The sequence below is a fragment of the Anthropogastromicrobium sp. genome, from assembly GCF_037349415.1.
Lineage (GTDB): Bacteria > Bacillota > Clostridia > Lachnospirales > Lachnospiraceae > Anthropogastromicrobium > Anthropogastromicrobium aceti.
The window spans coordinates 1-18,792 of the sequence record NZ_JAXWCK010000056.1 but is presented as its reverse complement, the minus strand read 5'-3'; the positions used below and the strand labels follow the sequence as shown (position 1 = coordinate 18,792).

The following is an 18,792-nucleotide window of genomic DNA, read 5'->3' as shown; positions in this document are numbered from 1 at the left end:
TCAGGAGGAGCAAAATGAGATCATTTACAGAGAAATTAAAGAAAGCTAAGGAAAACAAAAAGGGTTTTACACTTGTTGAAATTATCGTAGTGCTTGTCATTATCGGTATTTTGGCATCTTTGATGTTAGGTGCGTTAAATGGCTATATCGACAAGGCAAAGGAAAAGACACTGACAGCAAACACAAGAAGCATTTATCTGGCAGCTCAGACAGTAGCGAGCGAGCAGTATGCAAACGGCAATACTACAGATATCCTTTCAGACGATAAGAATCTTGCAGATGTAGATTCACTTTCTGGCGGTCTTTTGACGCAGTATGGAAGTGGAAACTATGCAATTACAGTTGAGGCTGGAAAGGTTATTTCTGTCAGTGTAACCGACAGCGGAATAAAAAAGACCTGCACGATTACAGATGGAACGATCAAAATCGAGTAAGTGGCAAAATGACATGGATTGAATTGATATACAGCCTTCCCTTCATACTGATGGGGGGCTGTATATTTTCATTTGCAGATGTTGTTGCAGACAGACTTCCGAGAAAAATCTCGTTTGTAAAGGGAAGATCGTATTGTCCATCTTGTGGTCATACACTTGCCTGGTATGATATGATTCCGGTAGTCAGCTGGCTGCTTCTTAGAGGAAAATGCCGACAGTGCAGGTGTCGGATTCCAGCTAGATATCCTGTTACGGAAGCAATGGGAATGGCAACCGCAGAGATTAGTTTATTATGTTTTGGAGGTTGGAATGGCTACTGGCATGAGATTAACCTTTGTGTTGTAACTGTCTTTTCTTTACTGACACTTTTATTAATCATTGCACAGATTGATCAGCAGACAATGGAGATTCCAAATGGTCTTGTTATTGCCTGCATAGTGCCAGCGTCGATGGCTGTATTTGCATTTCCAGATGTCACATTAACAGAACGGCTGATTGGATTTTTTTCAGTCAGTCTGCCACTATTTGCGATAACGCTTGCTGTGCCTGGAGCATTTGGCGGCGGAGATATTAAGCTGATGGCGGTGATCGGATTTTTTCTTGGCTGGAAAATGAGTCTGACTGCGTTTATGCTTGCTGTATTTTCAGGAGGTATTTATGGAATCGGACTTCTCTTGTCAAAGAAAAAGGGTGCAAAAGAGCATTTTGCATTTGGCCCGTTTTTGTGCGCAGGGACAGCGCTGACTTTATTTGTGGGAGAATGGCTGCTTTCCTGGTATCTATCCATAATTTTTTAAAAGGGGGGAATTATGCCAAAGTATCAATATACGGCGAAGGATGTCGCAGGAAAGAAGAAAAAAGGGCAGCTTATGGCAGCTGATGAGGCTGCACTTTACGAGCTTTTAAGGGGAGAAAATCTGTTTTTGATTTCCTGCCGTCTGGCACAAAAGGAGAAAAAAAATACATATCATCTTACTCCAAGGCAGCTTTCTGAGTTCTGTAGGCAGCTTGGAACTTTGCTTGGCGCAGGTGTTCCGCTTGTGAGGGCTCTTAATCTGATGCAGGCAGAGGAGACGATTAAGCCAAAACAAAAGGCAATATATGAAAATATGATTAGAAGTGTCCGTCGTGGAAATTCATTTGCTGATACGATGAAGGATCAGGGAGATGCCTTTCCAGAGCTGCTCATAAATATGTTTCGCGCAGCACAGGAGTCAGGACGTATGGATCAGACAGCACTTAGAATGGCAGAGCATTATCAAAAGGAGTATCGTTTAAGTGCAAAGATTAAGAGCGCTACGCTGTATCCAAAGATTTTGTGCGGAGTAATTGTTGTGGTTGTAATGATTTTATTTTGCTATATTATGCCAAAATTTATGGATGTGTTTGCTAATTTGGAGTTGCCAGCTGTGACAGTGGCACTGATGGCTGCATCTGGTTTTATGAAGAGAAACTGGCTGTGGGTATTGTTTGGCATTGTTGTTTTATATGTGATTGCAAAAGCAGTGCTTGAGCTTCCGCAGATTCGTTTAGAGGTGGATCGAATTAAGTTAAAGATTCCTAAAATTGGCATTTTGATTCAGACGATTTATACAGCGCGTTTTGCAAGAACACTTTGTTCTCTTTACACAAGCGGTCTGCCTATTGTGACAGCGCTTCAGGTGAGCAAAGATACGATTGGAAATCGTTATCTGGAATCGCAATTTGATGAAACAATTGCTATGGTGAGGCGTGGAGAGTCCTTGTCAGATGCTCTGGCACATATTGATGGCTTTCATAAAAAGCTGGCAGGAAATGTAGCGATTGGTGAGGAGACAGGAAGTCTTGATACCATGCTTATCTCAGCGGCTGACAATTTTGAGTATGAATCTGAGCAGGCAATCTCACGTCTGATTAGCTTTTTAGAACCGGCAATGATTATTGTGATGGCAGTAATTGTCGGAATGATTATGATTGCTGTGATGCTTCCGTTGTTAAATATGTATGCAGAGATTGAGGCAAGTGGAACGATGTAAGGAGAAAAGAGGATGGAGCTTTCAGTATATATTTCAAATGAACGAATAGAAATCGTGGCCGGAACAGGGTCAAAATCAAAGGCAAAGATTAAAAAAGTATATAGTCTGGCAGTCCCAGAGGGGACGATTATGAATGGTATCATTACAGGAGAACAGCGATTACAGGAGAGACTTGAACAGATTTGGAATCGTTATTCACTTCCAAGAAAAGGAATTTGCCTTGTAATTGATTCAGGAAAGATTATGACAAAAATGCTTGAAGTTCCTTATATGAAGGATAAGGAGCTGATTTCCTGCATTAATAAGGAGTTTGCAGACGGAGAGAAGACTGATCTTGTAACTGATTATTTCCCGTTCCCAAAGAATAGTCCATATGAGATGAATCATATTTTTTGCGCAGCATTGGAAAAAAGTGTAATTGAAAGCTATTTATCCTTGTTTTCTGATCTTAAGCTGAAGGTAAAACGAATCAGCATTGGTCTTGGATGTCTTTTAAGAGCAGTGACGGCAACAGGAATGTTTGCCTATGAGACATGCGTGTTTATGCTGGTACAGGGAAGCACTACGATCAGTGTATTATTTGAAAATGGAAATTATATTTACAGCCGCAGAAACCGTATGTTAAATGATCAGGGAAGCGCTGAATGGATCGAGGAATTGGGACAGATTGCAGACGGAATACGTCAGTTTTACAGACAGCGTCACAGCAGCTATACACTAGACAGTATATATCTGGCTGGTATAGCAGGAGGCAGTGATGACGTGGTAAAAGAGCTTGATACATATATGCAGGAGTATGGCATCAGGGCGAAGGCACCAGGTATGATTCAAGGAATTTCGTTTGTAAAAACAGCAGTAAGTGATCACGGAGAAATTAATGCAGAGCCGGCATCTTACATTTATGGAATCGGAAATCTGCTTTTGTAAAAGCTGCGAAAGGTGGAGAAAATGGAGAAGCATCAGACAGAAAAGATAAGAAAGATAAAAGCGATTCCGGATCGAAGGATTGATTTTTACTATCGGCTGTTAAATGGTCCAGAGCAGTTAAAAAGAAGAAAGAAGCAAAGAATAACAGCGGCACTTGTGATAGCAGCATTTCTGGCAGCCGGACATGTGATTGGTGTTTTAAAGCATAGTGAAAAAGAATATCAAAAAACAATTGCTAAGCTGGAAGCGTTTTTAGAGGATGAAACGAATCGGGCAGCTGATAAGAGTGCACAAAAGCTTGGAGATCAGGTGGAAAAGCAGGACAACATGATTTCTGATATGAAAAATGCAAAAGCCAATATATATTCTTATCCTCTTGTGACAAGTGATGTGTTCAAAACGCTTGAGGATTGCTGTCCGGATAAAGTATTAATTACAATAACAGGATACAATTGTGCAACAGGAGAGCTGCAGTTTGACGCAGTAGCACCAGAAGTTACCGATGTTTCAGAAGTTATTGAGATATGGAAGACACTTGATATTTTCCAGAGCGTATATTTTACAGGATATACGCAGAATCAGGCACAGGATGGTTATACCGTGAAGGTTGTCTGTATTTTAAGTGAACATGCAGGAAGGCAGGCCGCAGATGAAAATTGATTTTACAGTGACAAAACGAGATAAAAATTTATTAGCAGGTCTGGCAGTCTGTGCAGCAGTTTTTTGCTTTTACTGGTTTGGTGTGAAGCCGCAGATGGATTGCCTTGATAAGCTGGAAGTGCAGCAGGAGGAGTTAGAAATGCAGCAGCTTCAGATGCAGGTACATATAGCGGCTCTTCCGGTGGATGAAAAACGTGATGAGGAGCAAAAAAAGCAGCTGGCAGAATTAGAAAGTCATTTCTTTCCATATCAGACTAATGAAGAACTTAATCGTTATCTGACAGATGTGTTTGTGAGTGAGGGGATGATTATGCAGGATTCGACGCTTCGCGCCGGACAGCTTGATGAGATTACACCTTACAGCTTAAGTGAACGTATGGCGTTTTTGAAGAAAAATGAACAGGCTAAACAGACACAGACAGGTATTAATGAATCTGCAGACTCAAAGAAGGATGAGATAGATACAAAGACAGAGTATATCTACAGTGCTCAGGCAGATTATACGGCGATAGGTACAAAAAATCAGGCACTTGCTGTTTTAGATAAGCTTTCAGAAAAGGAAGGGGTCAGAATAGTATCTTTTTCAATAAGTGATGCAGCAGTTAAGACAACAAATAATGGACAGGATGTTCTTCAGGCAGGAAAGCGTCTGGAGGTCAGCATGATGATTTATATGACACGAGGCAGCAGCGATGGCAAATGAAAAAAATATACGAATTGGTGATGTGTTACTTCAGGCCGGCTATATCAATCAGAACGAGCTTGATGAGGCACTAGAGTATCAGAAAAATAATAAAGGCATTCGTCTTGGTGAGGCATTGATTAAGCTTGGCTTTATCACAGAGCACCAGCAGTTAGAAGCACTTTCAGCGCGTCTTGGACAGCGCTATGTAAAGATTGATAGAATTATGGTACAGACAGAGGCGGTAGCAATGATACCAGTCCAGCTTGCAAAGAAATATCATATGCTTGCTGTGCAGTACCAGGATAATAATCTTACAATTGTATTGAATGATCCTCTTGATTATTATGGAATTGAGGATATTCGCCAGACTACTGGCATGAACCTTGAAATTTGGCTGACAGAGCTTTTGCCTTTAAATCAGGCAATTGAATACTATTATTCAGAAATCGAGGCAAAAAAGGCCGCCAGCTCAGCAAATGAGATGGCAAGAGAACGTGAGCAGGCACTTGAGGTTGATGCTGATGAGGGAGATTCTGATGCACCGGTTATTAAGCTTCTTGACAACTTGCTTGCACGCGCATTTAGCATGAATGCGTCTGATATTCATATTGAGCCGTTTGAGGAGAAAACATCTGTCAGAATACGTGTAGATGGTCAGCTTCTTGATTATGTCGTGCTGCAAAAGAGTCTTCATAAAAATCTGATTGCCCGCGTAAAGATTTTAGGACAGATGGATATTGCAGAGAAAAGACTTCCGCAGGACGGTCATTTTCGGACAAGAATCGCAAACCGTGATGTCAATATTCGTACATCAGTGATTCCGACTGTATTTGGAGAAAAGGCCGTACTTCGTCTTTTAGCTTCTGGAAATATGGTGGCAGATGCCGAGACGTTTGGCATGAATCAGGCACATTTTGAACAGTTTAGCAAAATGCTTGAGGCACCAAATGGCATGATTTACATTACAGGTCCGACAGGTTCTGGAAAAACAACAACACTTTATATGGCACTTCAAAAGCTTAGTAACCGCAAGGTGAATATCGCAACAATTGAGGATCCGGTAGAGTGGAATATTCCGCGTGTCAATCAGTGCCAGGTAAATACTGTTGCGGGGCTGACATTTGAGCGCGGACTGCGTTCTCTTCTTCGTCAAGACCCGGATATTATTATGGTTGGAGAGACAAGAGACGAGGAGACGGCAGCCATTTCAGTACGTGCTGCAATTACGGGTCATCTTGTATTTTCAACACTTCATACAAATGATGCAGTGTCATCCATTATTCGTCTGATTGATATGGGAGTTGAGCCATATATGGTTGCAAACTCACTAGTCGGTCTAGTGGCACAGCGTCTTGTACGTGTTGTCTGTCCTGAGTGTGGTTACTGGGATGAGCCGACAGAGCAGGAAAAAGCTTTTATAGGGCCAAAGATTACGCGCGTGCGCCGCGCACAGGGATGTAACAGCTGCAGCCATACTGGATATGTCGGAAGACGTGCAATCCATGAGATTCTCTGCGTGGACAATCAGATGCGAAGAATGATTACACAGAGAACTCCTATGGAGGAGCTTAGAAGCTATGCAACGCATTATCTTGGCATGGAGTCGCTAACTGATGAGGCTCTTAAGCTTGTAGCGGATGGTACAACTACTGTCGAGGAGCTTAAGAAGGTGGCATACTATATTTAAAGGAGCTGTATATGATAGAAAAAATGATACGTGAGGCAAGAAGCCAGCGTGCCTCTGATATTCATATAAGCGAAGGACAGGCAGTGTATCTTCGCATTGATGGAAAGCTCATAAAGAGTGACTTAGAGCTGTCAGATGAGATGACGCGAAAGCTTATTTTGTCTCTTCTTACAAAAGAAAGACAGGAAAGCATCTGGCGTGGAGAGGATGCAGATTTTGCACTTGAAACATCAGATGGAAACCGTCAGAGAGTCAATGTATTTTGTCAGCAAGGACGCCTCGCGGCAGCAATTCGTCTGCTTAATGCAAAAGTGCCTACACTATCTCAGCTTCATCTGCCGCCAGTGCTTCAAAATCTCGCAAATGAGCCTAGAGGATTAATTTTAGTGACAGGACCTACTGGTTCAGGAAAGTCAACAACGCTTGCGGCAATGGTTGATTATATCAATCATACACGTGCAGATCATATTTTAACGATTGAAGATCCGATTGAATATGTGTACGAACAGGATCAAGCTGTGATTCATCAAAGAGAGGTGGGAAAGGATGTTTGTTCTTTTGCGGGAGCACTTCGCTCTGCACTTCGAGAGGATCCAGATGTTATTCTTGTCGGAGAGATGCGTGATTACGAGACGATTTCAGCAGCTGTTACGGCGGCAGAGACTGGTCATCTTGTGCTGTCAACACTTCATACGACAGGGGCAGCTAAGACAGTAGACCGTATTATAGATGTGTGTCCGGTACAGGCACAAAATCAGATTCGTATTCAGCTGGCAGGCGTATTAAAGGGTGTTGTGACGCAGTGCCTAGTTCCGCTTATAGACGGCGGCCGAATAGCGGCAACAGAAGTTCTGACAGGAACAGATGCAGTGCTAAGTCAGATACGTGAAGGAAAAACGCATCAGCTTGGAAGTGTAATGCAGTCAGGCGCAGCAGCAGGTATGCATACGCTTGACTATGATCTGGCAAAGCTTGTTTCACGTGGGCTGATTGAGAAAAAAACAGCGCTCAAATACGCACAGGATAAAAGAGAGCTGGAGCAGTGTATATTTTAAGCAGCAAATTTAAACGATAAGACAGCTTGGGAGGTTTGATTTTGATCAGAAATATCTTACAGCGAATCAAAGAAAGCAAGGGAGGCTTTACACTGGTAGAGCTTATGGTGACGATGGTGCTTGTTGGCATATTGCTTGGCGCATCGGCAGCAGGCATTTTTTATTACCAGAAGTGGTCGGTATGGCAGCGTCAGGAACACTATGCCCGTACGCTGTTTTTAGCGGCGCAGTCAGGCATGACACAGTATAGCACTGATAAGCATCTTGAGGCGTTTGATAAGGAAGCACAAACCTCTGCACAGGCAATTGTAAGACAAAACAAGCTTTTGGTTCCAATTACTGATGAAAACGGACAAGTGGTAAATGTATCAACGATCTGGAAAAACGATGATGGACAGACCACTTCGAACTTGTACTATGTGACAGGAACGCCAGCTGATTATAAAGCCTACAAAAATGGCAGTGCTGATGCTTCACATACGCTTTTGTATGATATTTTTGATGCTTACCTTTATGACAAAACATTGCTGGCAAATGGCTGTGTGAGTGTGGAGTTTGATGCACGAGACGGACTTGTCTACTCTGTTTTGTATAGTGATCGCGTGGAAGCACTTTCCTACACGGGCTGTACAAGCACGATGGCAAATATTGTAAACCGTTCCAAAGAAAACAGAAAGGGAAGCGGAAGTGACAATTCTACAGGTCTTTGCTTTGGCTATTATGGAGCAGATTCCTTGTCAAAGGCAGCTGATACAGCGACTAAAGTTAAGGTTTTAAATGCATCTTTACATAATGAAGAGACTTTAAATCTAACATGGAAGCTTTCTAAGGGAGAGACGGCAGTTTCCCTGATGAATTATCAGGTTATGATATGCGATGCAAAGACGAATGAGGAGCTTCTTGAGATTTCTTTTAATAACGCATCTTTAAGCGGACAGAAAACAGAAGAAGGTTATTATTACAGTATACCATCTGAGTCGGCAGAGGATGAGTTAAAGGTGGTTGCGGCAGAAGTGACGAGCTTTGCAGGAAAAAAAGAAGAAAAGCTTGGTACATATCCATTTCTTGCATATATAGATGAAGAGCTAAACGTCACGCTCGTGCTTGATGCAGTTGATTTAAGTGCAACACAGGCTGCCTATGAGACATACAGAAGAACAGGCGAGCCAGGTGAGCTTATGAATACGCTTAGTCTGCATCGTTTTGGACTGGAACAATATGGTGTTGATGAAATCAGCTGTATTGTGCAGGGCGGCGGATCAGGCTATCAAATTACAGGGCGCAGACAAAGCAATTCTGAGCTTATGTATTTTGCGCGTGAGGATGGCGAAGATACTGATGAGGACATTGGTACATCGTATGAAATTCAAAACGCAAGACATCTTTACAACATCCGTTTTGCAGAAATGATTACGGATGCAGCTGTCTATGCAGCAGAGGAAGATGAAAAAAGCGAAAATGCATATATCGTTTCAAGAGACTTTGCCTGGGGCTATGAAAAAGAAGATGACGAGAGTGATGAGACATTGCAAGAGTCAGATTCAATTTTGGCGAAGGGAATGGTCTATCAAAATGGACTTCCGGTAAAAGAGGCAGACACAGCATTTCCTATGATTACACAGCTTAGAGAGGGAAGTAGTCTTGGCTCTAAGGACGGCGATGAAGTTTGCACGATTGACTACCTTACATTGTCAGATACAGCAAATATGGGAACAGGAAGTTCAATCCGCTGGTATCCGCAGGGCGATGGCACAGCATTTGTACTGGAAAATTTAGGTACGATTCATGATCTTTGCCTTGATCATGTGTCAGTTACTGGTGATCAGAATACGGCAGCAGTTTGTGCTTACAATGGCGGAACGCTGGAAAATCTGACAGTTGCAGGAAGTATTGAAGCAAAAGATTTTGCAGCTGGTATTTTTGCAACATCACTTCCAATGAAGGAGGAAGATGAGACACTTTCAAAGCTTGTCAATCATGCAAAGGTTACAGCAGACGGGACAGCCGCAGGAATTGTGGCACAGACAAAAGAAAAAGTTTTATTGGAAGATTGTGTTAACACAGGAGTAATAGAGGCAGCTGTGGCAGCAGGAATCACAACAGCAGAATGCGAAAATCTGGTTCTGATGCGCTGTCAGAATTATGCACCGATAATTTCCTCTGACAACGAGTCATATGGCATTACGAGTAATTTAACAGCAAATTTGACTGATTGTGTCGGCGTGAGTGAAAACGTTTATCCAATTGCAGCAGATGCAAATGAAAGTGAAAACTGCCTGTATTTCATATCAGGAGGAGAAAAACTTGAAGATGCGTTGCTAGCTGATATATGTGATATTTCACTTACAATAGGCGAGACAGATGCAAATGGCTCTTACAGAGAGTATCCATTTATGGAAGCATCAGAAGAACAGCTTCAAAATCTGATTAAACATCAGTCGGTAGATGTTCCTGTTTTTCCAGCATCCTCATTTGATATAAAAGAGCAGCGCTGCCCTATCTATACGGCTTTTTTGAATGGCACATGCAAGCTGTCCGATGTGACGCTTACATGGCTTAATGAAGGGACATATAAGTTTGATGTGCTGTACGCAGATGCAGAGGACGGTGTCTGGAAGGAACTTGCCGCAGGTTTGCAGGCAGCAGGCAAGGATGCTGATGATGGTGGTACAGTTTCTGTGAAAGCACCTGACGCAGTAGAGGCAAGTGCGCTCAAAATCATAGTGACAGGTGCGACAGATGGATGTGACGTGGCACTAGGAAGCATCGAGGCAGCAGGAAGCTGGAACACTGAAGGCGTAAAAGTTGCCTGTGAATCAGATGATTCAAACAATAACGAAGACCAGGAAGACCAAAAAGAAAATACAGATGATAATAAGTCAGAAAAGGAGCAAAAAACACCAGGTATCGGAACTGAGCTGTATGTTTATAAAGAAGATGAACTTACAGAAGAAGATCAGGCGGAAATTTACACAAAGTGGACAGCTTTTGCAGGAAGTTTGTCTGTCTCACCTCTTCTTTTAAATACAGAAGAAGCAAAGACAGATGAGGACAGTGAAAATATACGTATACGTGTATGGGAAAAGCTAAGCAGTGAGTTGACAGATCTTACAGTATTCGATAAGTCAGAGCCAAAGCCTGGTATTCCAGGCGGAATCACATTTACAAAGGAGAACGGATCATGGATGATTCGTTTTTGGCCAGGTCTTTTTGCCGAATACTATGAGTATGAAGCTGAGTATGAAACATATGAAAGAGACAGTAATAATCAGCCTGTTCTGGAAAACAGTCTTTTAAAGTGGATTAAAATTGGAAGTAAGAATGGAGAGATAACAGATAATTTCTTAGAACTGCCAGATGAATTAGAAGGACAAAAGGTTGACGCTGTTGTATTTCATGTAAGAGCCGTCAATAAAGAGGGAACGTCTGAGTGGAGTACTGCGCAGGCGGCAGACGAAAGAATACAGCTGCCAGCTTTGTCATATCATCTGAGGCTTTGCAGCGAAAACACTAGTGTGTCAGATGATAAAGATAAGACAGCCTTGTATGAGATTGTAATTGACAACAAGGATGATTTTACGTCAATTACTGCTGGCGACAGAGAGTTAACAGTGACAGCTGTGTATTCATCAGCCGATTCAGATGAAGAAAAAAGTCAATCATCATCTGTGAAGTTTGGATGGGAAGAGACAGGAAATATTGCAGTTACAAGTGAAGAGGCGATTACTATTAATTGTCGTGTGTCGTGTCAAGGTTATAAGAGCTCTACCTATTCAGAAAAAACATTTGATGTGCTGAGTGCAAATACTGTATGTGAAAACGAAGCGGTATTTGATACTTCATTAAAGCCAGACAGAATGTATTCTGGTTTTAAAAACAAGGATGCATCTTTGTATCAGATTTTGGCAGGTCATGCACAAAAGAAGAAAATGGAGATTCAAACAGCGTTAGAGGCTGTTGATGAAGAGCTTCAGGTACCGGTTCAGTATCAGGCAGCAATAAAGAAATGCAGCACAGACAAGATGGAGCAGATGCATTTTGATACAGCTGATTGTACTGAAATGACAGTTGTTGCATATCCTGTTACCTTAATGTCAGGTCAGGTTGAGCTTGGTCATATTGTGTGTCAGGCAAATGGAAGCGAAAGTTGGAGTGCGTCAGAGCTTCTTGCAGCGCGAGTGACAAATGATGGAGTTTTGGCTGCGCCAGAAGATCCTGCGTTTTCATTAGGTAACAGTCTGATTCAGTCAGGAAAAGTTATGGATGGCTATGCGATTTTAGCAGAAGATGATGGCTACAGACTTTATTATTCACCTCTTTTGAAAAATAGCGCATTAATGCAGCACTCATCATCTGATCAGAGTCTGTACGGTGTTTGGCGCTATGAACTTACTCAAGAAGAAAGCGAAATTACACTTCCTGTATTGATTAGCGTAAATAAAAAGACAACAGATGATGACGAGATTGATGCTTCAAATGGCGCGCTTGTCATGTGGGATGCTGAAAGTGAGAAACCAAAGTATGAGGGTACATCATATGAAGTTAACGTTACAGCTTTATCGAAGACAAACGAGGAGACACTTTTACTATCAAAAGAAGAAATAGCTTCAGATGAAGAAACTTCATATTCGTGTCATGTCAGTGTGCCAGAAGACTGTGTAAGCCTGACTGTGCAGGTAAAAAGAGAAGGCATTACAGACAAAAATGGATTTACAATAAGCAGACCATCAACAAGTACACTTTCTGTGCGTATTAAAGAAGACGAATCAGAGCCAGAGACTGAAACAGAAAGTGAATCTGAAAAGCCATCAGAGACTGAGACAGAAAGTGAGTCTGAATCAGAAAGCGAATCTGAGTCAGAGACACCGCCAGAGCCAGAACCTCTTGCAGCACCAGAGCTTTTTATTTCAGACAAAAAGCAGGAATTTTTGTACCCGATTTTTGATCTGGATGAAAATGGAAACTGGAAAGATTCTGGAAGAAAGGCATCTGCATGGCAGGGAAGCATTTATTTTGATGTGGATGCGAATGAAGAAGGATGTGCAGGCTATAAGATCAATGTGCTGTCACTGCTTAAATCAAGGCAAATGACAAGAGATACACTTTTTTATCGCGATGCCTTTTCCTTTGAAATTGTAAAGGATGACAGTCAGGCAGGTTTTTATGTTCGCAGTATGCTTTCAACAAAGTCAGGCGGCTACACGATGGAGCAAAATGATACACAGGGTGGCCTTATTGGTGTATATGAGATGTATACAGACCGTTCAAATGGTATCTATACATATCTTATTCCATATTATGTTTCATGTGAAAGTAAGCAGGAAAAGGTCCTTGTATATGCATGGCTAAAGCAGACAAACACGACAGATGAAAATGGAGATATTCTTTCTGCCAGGTTTGAAGTGTTTGTGACAGATGGAGCAGCACCGCTTGGAGAGGCTTACATAGCAGACTCAGATTGTGCTGTAATGAGTGTGCAGGCACTTGCAGAGACAACGACTGCAGAGGGTGAACAAAAGCAGTGGTTAGATTCAGATGTGACAAGCCTTTATCGAGATAAAGGTACAGATGAATTTAAAAAGACACAGAAAGAAAAAGAAAAGATGGAGGATACTTTTTCTGATGCCAATGTAGAGCAATGTGACAATACAGGCTTTGCATATTGTTTTGCACAAGGAACTGGAATTAGTGAATATCTTGTTCAAACTATGCAGCAGCGTGTTACAAGGGAAGGAAAACAAACATGCACATATCGTTTGCTTCCTGTTTATTGGAAATATGATGCAGATGGTGTTCAAAAGAGATACAGTGTCTATTTACCAGAAGACGGTTATGCAGTGCCTTATACTGAGCAAGTCAATGGAAACGAGCCATATCTTTTATACGATCTTTCCATTTGCTTTGCATCGATGGATGAGATTGGCATAAGTGATTGGTCAAAGATTAGTGCAAGCGCACATGACGGTGATAATAAGACATTTGTACTTTCAAAAAATACAAGCCTTGGTCGTTTGACAGCGCCAAAGTTTACTGGTTTGGCAGGTGAGAAAGAGAAATCGTATACGCTTTTAGATCAAACTAATCAGCCTGTGTCAGAGATATTGGCAAAGACAAATGAAGTTTCCTGGAGCTTAAACAGCGACTGGGAAAAGGCAGCAGGTTTTGATGCGACAATTTTCTTTAATTGTCAAGATGGTCAGACAAAAGAGATTACCTTTTATTGGAGGGCAGAGGATTGGATAAAGGATCCTGCTGCATGGGAAGCATCATATGGAAGCAGTTTGTTGGAAAAACTGACAGTTTGTGAAGCAAAAGAGGAAGAAACTACTGAGGAAAAAACAGAAGAAAAATCGACAGAAGAAAGCTCTACAGAAGAAAGTTCTATCGAGGAAGCTTCAAGTGAGAAGGCAACAACAGAAAGTGCGTCTAGTGAGCCTTCCACAACTATAGAGGCGACTTCTAAAGAAAGCATATCCTCAGAAGAAACAACGCAGACACAAGAGCAGGAAAGTACAACACCACTGCAAACGCCAGAAGCGACAACACTTTTGCCATCATCAGAAACAGTGCCGACGTCTGCAGCAGAAAGCACAACGCTAGAACAAGTTATAGAAACGCCGATGCAGCAGTCAGAAACATCACTGCCAGAGATACAGCAGACGATGGAGGAGGAATCACCAGCACCAGTGCAAGAGGCAAAGATTGAGCGAAAGAATGTCATTTTGCGCGCAGCAGCACCAAGCTTAAAATCGTTTTTATTCGAAGTAAAAGCTGTACTTACGATAACATCCACTGTTCTTACAGACGGAAGTACACAATATCAGTTTACACTGACAGTTCCAAAAGAAGTACCAGACAAGTATACAGATGCAGAACAAAATAAACTGCAGCTGATGCAGCTTGATCATGTGGAGACAGCAGTTGTACTGCAGGATGAGGACAGCCCATATTATGGACAGATTGATGTAGAAATAATTAGCGAGTAAATTAGAAAAAGCTCCCCTAGCTTCAAAATAAGCTAGGGGAGCTTTTTCTAATTTTACTTTGTTTTTTCCTGAATTTTAGCATGTTCGCGCTCGGCATGCTCTGTCTGGCGTTCCATTTTCAGCTCCCAATGGATCAGGAATGTTAAAAGCGCACGCAGTACAATTACGGCTCCAAGAATACTCAGTTCCTCAATTGTATGGGAGACAACTGTTTTTAAAATCTCGCCTGCCATTTTAAATTCCAGAGACAGCGCCAGTGTTTCAGCCAGATCAATCTTTACTCTTGTATCATCGGAATTGAGACCGGAACGTATAAATTTGATAAATGATTTTATCGTTCCATAGGCGACAATAAAGACGCCGATCAGTTCTAGGATGGGAACAAGATATGAGATGACCACTTCAAGAATAAAATCAAGAAATTCTGCCGACATAAAAAAATCCTCCTGTGTATACTTAACATCCATCATAGTATACATAGGAGGAAATAGCAAATGATTTTTTATTCAAAATGAACATCAATTACCATGACTTCGCTATTTGTTCCAACACGCATGTCGGGTCCGTAGACACCAATGCCGGAAGTGACAAAGCTGTACATGCTGTCAATCATTTTCATGCCCCAGTAATTTTCCCACACAAACGGTTGAACAATCGTCAGTGGGAAAAACTGGCCGGCATGTGTGTGACCAGAAAGAACTATATCAACACCGTGCGCATTGTAATCAGACAGATGATCAGGTTCATGGCTTATCACAAAAAGCGGCATAGATGGATCAAGATTCTTTGTGAGTTCATCAAGAGAAGCACGTTTTTTTGTTCCATTTCCGGTGCGTTTTTCATCAAGACGTCCAGTAAGATAAAAGCTGTTGTCTATTATTGCTGTCTCATCCTCAAGCACGCTAATATTACTTTTTTTAAGAAATTCATACATGCGCGGATCGCGCGGTGCATTTTTTGAAGAAATTGGAAAACCGGCAATCAATGTCTCTGTCACATCATGGTTTCCAAATACGGCATATGTTCCGTAAGTGCTGTTTATCTGTGACAGGAGCATTTCGAGGCGCTCTGGATTATCAAGAGCATCGAAGTTATTATCAAAAATATCTCCTGCAATAACAACAATATCAGCATTCTCGGAATTAATTGCAGCAACCATGTCCTCAATCTGGGAGCAGCCAACACTGTAGCCAAGATGAAAATCTCCAAGTAAAATCATTCGTAAATCTGTCAGATTGCCGGCACTTTTTTGAATAGTGGCTTTATAGTGGGCGGTAGTCAGCATCTTTGCGTGAAAGCATCCATATACGGTAAAGCTGATACTAAGTAAAATGACAAGAAAGCCAAGTATAGTGCGAAGAAATACAGAAGACAAAAGATGCTTGCTTGATTTTATATAACGTGAAGCAAGCTTTAGAAGCAGCAAAAAAAGATCAGCTGTGAGAATAAAGAAAATCAGATAAATTAAGAAGCCAATCCAATAATTGCTGAATCGCAAAATCAAGAGCTGATAATCATTTTCAGGAAGAAATTTCCCTAAAAAAATGCTGGCAGCAAAGATTAATATTAGTCCGCACACAATAATGTTAAAGGCGCGGCGCTTTGGAAGATATATCTTTTTTGTCCATCTGCAAAATGACCACATAACGTAGCAGCAGAGGGTTATATAGACAGTTAGCATGAACCATTTCAGCATAGGCGTTACCTTAACCTTTTTTGAGTGATCGTGTTGTGCCGCCATCCTCGAAAGTCACTGGAAGAAGTGTCAGGCTAGGGATCATAGAACGATCCTTTGTTGTGATAATTTCTACACATTTTGCGGCAAGCTGCGGCAGTGGTTGGCACATTGAGGAGACAAAAAGATCTTCTTTTAACCCACCAAATTTGCGGATACCGTCAAAACCAATAAGCTGTACATCTTCTGGGACACGGTATCCTTCCTTTTGCAAAAGCTTCTTGAATAGATAACCGTGATAATCTGTATGACAGAAAACTCCGTCAAAGGAAAGAGAGCCATCTGATTTTTTATGCTTATCAATAAATTGCTTCATCATATCAATGAAATTATCACAATCTTCCATGTCAAGAAAGTCGGGAGTTATATGAAATTTTTTGCAGGCAGCCAAATAGCCATCTTTTCGCTTGTCAGATTCTCCAGGAAAGATAGAATGAAAACGAATGTATACTGGATGGCGACAGCCAAGCTCAAGCAGCTTTTCAATAGCCATCATGCTGCCATTATAATTATCTGACCCAACTCGAGGAATGTTGCGATTTTTAAAGAAGCGGTCGAAGACAACAATCGGAATATCAGGATTGATAAAATTTCCAATATCTGAGTAGGTCAGTGCAACAATTCCGTCAACTTTGTTTTGCGTTGCCAGATTTAAATAAGTAATCTCCTTTTCAGGAATACCATCTGAGCAGCAAAGCATTGTTTTTAAGCCTTTTTTATATAAGGCATCCTCAATGTAATCGGTAAAGGCAGCAAAAAAAGGATTCAGCATGTTGGGAATAATCACGGCAACTAGTCCTGTTTTTTTTGTTTTTAATCCTCGTGCATAGGTATTTATTTCATAGTGGAGGCTGGCAATGGCAGCTTCCACTTTCTTTTTATATTCCTCGCGCACAGTAATTCCGTTAATAACTTTAGATACGGTGCCAAGTGAAACTCCAGCCTCCTTAGCAACGTCTTTCATAGTGGGCGCGTTTGTTTTTGTCATAAAGATCCTCCTGAAACAAGATATTAATGAATAGTATATCATAATTTATTTATAAATAGTATACCACAAAAATATGAAACGTTATATTGTTACATACGCACAAAAGCAAGACGATAAAATTGAATATACTGCATATAAATGAGAAAAATACAAGGAAAATAGTTGGCAATATGAAAAAACATAACTATAATAAAAATGCAAACATGAAACGTTTCAAGTAACACTCAAAGTAAAAGAAAGAAGGGAAGAGCATGAAGAAGGCAAAACAAGGAGCAGTGCCTGTTCCGAAGAAAAATCTGTGGAAGCAAATCGCAAAGCATTGGGAGTTTTATGTGCTGCTGCTTCCAGGCATCATTCTGACAATTATTTTTAAATATGTTCCAATGTATGGTGTACAGATTGCTTTCCGTGATTACAATCCAGTTGGAGGCTTTTTTGGAAGTCCGTGGGTAGGATTGAAATGGTTTGAGCGTTTCTTTAATAATTATAACAGTATGCGAATGATTAAAAATACGGTAGTGTTGAGTCTTTACAGTATTTTGTGGACATTTCCAATTCCGATCATACTGGCACTTTTAATCAATCAGGTGAAGTGGAAAAAGTTCCAGCGTGTTTCGCAGACGATACTCTATGCACCTCATTTTATTTCAACAATGATCCTGTGTGGTATGCTTCGTATTTTCCTTTCTCCATATGGAGGACTGATCAGTACAATCATTCAGGCATTCGGCGGAAAAGCAACTAACTTAATTGACTCTGCAACTGCATTTCGTACCATCTACATTTCATCTAGTGTATGGCAGGACGCAGGTTGGGGAACAATCATTTACATTGCAACATTATCAAGCGTAGATGCGTCACTGCATGAAGCTGCAAGAGTGGATGGTGCGACACCGCTTCAGAGAATCTTCTATATTGACATTCCTGAACTTATACCTGTTATTGTAATTCAGCTGATTATGTCGTTTGGAAACTTGATGAATGTCGGATTTGAAAAGGCATATCTGCTTCAGACAAGCTTAAACAAGGCAACATCAGAAATTATCGCAACTTATGTATATGAGCAGGGTCTTTTGAAGGCAATGTACAGTTTTTCAACAGCAGTTGGATTGTTTAATACTGTTGTTAATATAGTGTTGCTGGTTGTGGTGAATACAGTATGTAAACGCCTGTCAGATGTGAGCTTTATTTAAAAGGGGGAATAAGATATGGCAAGCAATATGAAAATAAAAAAGAAATCTTCCGAGAAGACATTTGACATTATCAATGGTGCGTTTTTATTGATTCTTGTTATTTTAGTAGCGTATCCGCTGTATTATGTATTAATTGCGTCAATCTCTGATCCATATGAGGTTTATGCGAGAAAAACATTCTTATTGCCTTCGAAGATCACATTTGAGGGTTACAAGAGAGTATTTAAAGAAAACTCAATTGCAGGCGGCTATCTGAATAGTATTTATTATACTGTTCTTGGAACAGTAGTATCTGTTGCACTTGTATTGACGACAGGTTATTGTATGTCAAAAAAGACGATTCCATTTCGACGCGCAATCATGATCTTCTATGTTATAAAATTTTTAGGCGAAAACCCAGGGGCTTGCCCCTGGGATGAAGCCAAGA

13 protein-coding genes and 1 pseudogene are annotated in these 18,792 nt (G+C 41.1%); 11 read left to right on the top strand and 3 right to left on the bottom strand.

Annotated elements, in window-relative coordinates:
* Positions 1-14 precede the first annotated feature (14 nt).
* The 9 genes from WJP93_RS12600 to WJP93_RS12560 are packed head-to-tail and all read left to right on the top strand — an operon-like array spanning position 15 to position 14,449.
* Positions 15-434 carry a prepilin-type N-terminal cleavage/methylation domain-containing protein gene (locus tag WJP93_RS12600; protein ID WP_262537824.1) on the top strand — a complete coding sequence of 140 codons (420 nt, stop codon included), beginning with the start codon at positions 15-17 and terminating at the stop codon, positions 432-434.
* 8 nt (positions 435-442) lie between these two features.
* Positions 443-1,231: a prepilin peptidase gene (locus WJP93_RS12595; protein ID WP_337548649.1), complete on the top strand. Its 789-nt coding sequence runs from the start codon at positions 443-445 to the stop codon at positions 1,229-1,231.
* Positions 1,232-1,243: 12 nt separating this feature from the next.
* Positions 1,244-2,449 carry a type II secretion system F family protein gene (locus WJP93_RS12590; RefSeq protein WP_337548648.1) on the top strand — a complete coding sequence of 402 codons (1,206 nt, stop codon included), beginning with the start codon at positions 1,244-1,246 and terminating at the stop codon, positions 2,447-2,449.
* Between the two features lie 12 nt (positions 2,450-2,461).
* The gene (pilM, locus tag WJP93_RS12585; protein ID WP_337548647.1) at positions 2,462-3,376 is read left to right on the top strand and encodes a pilus assembly protein PilM; all 915 of its coding nucleotides are present in this window, start codon (positions 2,462-2,464) and stop codon (positions 3,374-3,376) included.
* 21 nt (positions 3,377-3,397) lie between these two features.
* Complete coding sequence (locus WJP93_RS12580) at positions 3,398-4,036, top strand: hypothetical protein (protein ID WP_337548646.1); 639 nt, start codon at positions 3,398-3,400, stop codon at positions 4,034-4,036.
* Positions 4,026-4,739 (top strand): hypothetical protein, encoded by a 714-nt coding sequence (locus WJP93_RS12575; RefSeq protein ID WP_337548645.1) that lies wholly within the window; start codon positions 4,026-4,028, stop codon positions 4,737-4,739. Before WJP93_RS12580 ends, WJP93_RS12575 begins: the two co-directional genes overlap by 11 nt.
* Positions 4,729-6,408 carry a GspE/PulE family protein gene (locus WJP93_RS12570; protein WP_337548644.1) on the top strand — a complete coding sequence of 560 codons (1,680 nt, stop codon included), beginning with the start codon at positions 4,729-4,731 and terminating at the stop codon, positions 6,406-6,408. Before WJP93_RS12575 ends, WJP93_RS12570 begins: the two co-directional genes overlap by 11 nt.
* Before the next feature lie 11 nt (positions 6,409-6,419).
* Positions 6,420-7,463 (top strand): type IV pilus twitching motility protein PilT, encoded by a 1,044-nt coding sequence (locus tag WJP93_RS12565; RefSeq protein ID WP_262537836.1) that lies wholly within the window; start codon positions 6,420-6,422, stop codon positions 7,461-7,463.
* Positions 7,464-7,504: 41 nt separating this feature from the next.
* The gene (locus tag WJP93_RS12560) at positions 7,505-14,449 is read left to right on the top strand and encodes a prepilin-type N-terminal cleavage/methylation domain-containing protein (protein ID WP_337548643.1); all 6,945 of its coding nucleotides are present in this window, start codon (positions 7,505-7,507) and stop codon (positions 14,447-14,449) included.
* Between the two features lie 53 nt (positions 14,450-14,502).
* Here the strand turns inward: WJP93_RS12560 and WJP93_RS12555 are convergent, their stop codons facing one another.
* From WJP93_RS12555 to WJP93_RS12545, 3 genes are all read right to left on the bottom strand, one after another.
* Complete coding sequence (locus WJP93_RS12555) at positions 14,503-14,883, bottom strand: DUF1622 domain-containing protein (protein ID WP_066556632.1); 381 nt, start codon at positions 14,881-14,883, stop codon at positions 14,503-14,505.
* A 68-nt stretch (positions 14,884-14,951) separates the two neighbouring features.
* Positions 14,952-16,145, bottom strand: a complete 1,194-nt coding sequence (locus tag WJP93_RS12550) for a metallophosphoesterase (protein ID WP_262537843.1) — start codon at positions 16,143-16,145, stop codon at positions 14,952-14,954.
* Between the two features lie 10 nt (positions 16,146-16,155).
* Positions 16,156-17,172, bottom strand: coding sequence for a LacI family DNA-binding transcriptional regulator (locus tag WJP93_RS12545; protein WP_337548642.1), 1,017 nt, complete (start codon positions 17,170-17,172; stop codon positions 16,156-16,158).
* A 251-nt stretch (positions 17,173-17,423) separates the two neighbouring features.
* Between WJP93_RS12545 and WJP93_RS12540 the strand changes: the two genes are divergently transcribed.
* Complete coding sequence (locus WJP93_RS12540; protein WP_066556624.1) at positions 17,424-18,365, top strand: ABC transporter permease subunit; 942 nt, start codon at positions 17,424-17,426, stop codon at positions 18,363-18,365.
* 15 nt (positions 18,366-18,380) lie between these two features.
* Positions 18,381-18,792: pseudogene (locus WJP93_RS12535) on the top strand (hypothetical protein); the annotation flags it as partial.

What these genes read in the sequence shown, in the direction of transcription:
- WJP93_RS12600 (WP_262537824.1), top strand. Translation starts at nt 15, where the DNA reads ATGAGATCATTTACAGAGAAATTAAAGAAAGCTAAGGAAAACAAAAAG.
- WJP93_RS12595 (WP_337548649.1), top strand. Translation starts at nt 443, where the DNA reads ATGACATGGATTGAATTGATATACAGCCTTCCCTTCATACTGATGGGG.
- WJP93_RS12590 (WP_337548648.1), top strand. Translation starts at nt 1,244, where the DNA reads ATGCCAAAGTATCAATATACGGCGAAGGATGTCGCAGGAAAGAAGAAA.
- pilM (WP_337548647.1), top strand. Translation starts at nt 2,462, where the DNA reads ATGGAGCTTTCAGTATATATTTCAAATGAACGAATAGAAATCGTGGCC.
- WJP93_RS12580 (WP_337548646.1), top strand. Translation starts at nt 3,398, where the DNA reads ATGGAGAAGCATCAGACAGAAAAGATAAGAAAGATAAAAGCGATTCCG.
- WJP93_RS12575 (WP_337548645.1), top strand. Translation starts at nt 4,026, where the DNA reads ATGAAAATTGATTTTACAGTGACAAAACGAGATAAAAATTTATTAGCA.
- WJP93_RS12570 (WP_337548644.1), top strand. Translation starts at nt 4,729, where the DNA reads ATGGCAAATGAAAAAAATATACGAATTGGTGATGTGTTACTTCAGGCC.
- WJP93_RS12565 (WP_262537836.1), top strand. Translation starts at nt 6,420, where the DNA reads ATGATAGAAAAAATGATACGTGAGGCAAGAAGCCAGCGTGCCTCTGAT.
- WJP93_RS12555 (WP_066556632.1), bottom strand. Translation starts at nt 14,883, where the DNA reads ATGTCGGCAGAATTTCTTGATTTTATTCTTGAAGTGGTCATCTCATAT.
- WJP93_RS12550 (WP_262537843.1), bottom strand. Translation starts at nt 16,145, where the DNA reads ATGCTGAAATGGTTCATGCTAACTGTCTATATAACCCTCTGCTGCTAC.
- WJP93_RS12545 (WP_337548642.1), bottom strand. Translation starts at nt 17,172, where the DNA reads ATGACAAAAACAAACGCGCCCACTATGAAAGACGTTGCTAAGGAGGCT.
- WJP93_RS12540 (WP_066556624.1), top strand. Translation starts at nt 17,424, where the DNA reads ATGAAGAAGGCAAAACAAGGAGCAGTGCCTGTTCCGAAGAAAAATCTG.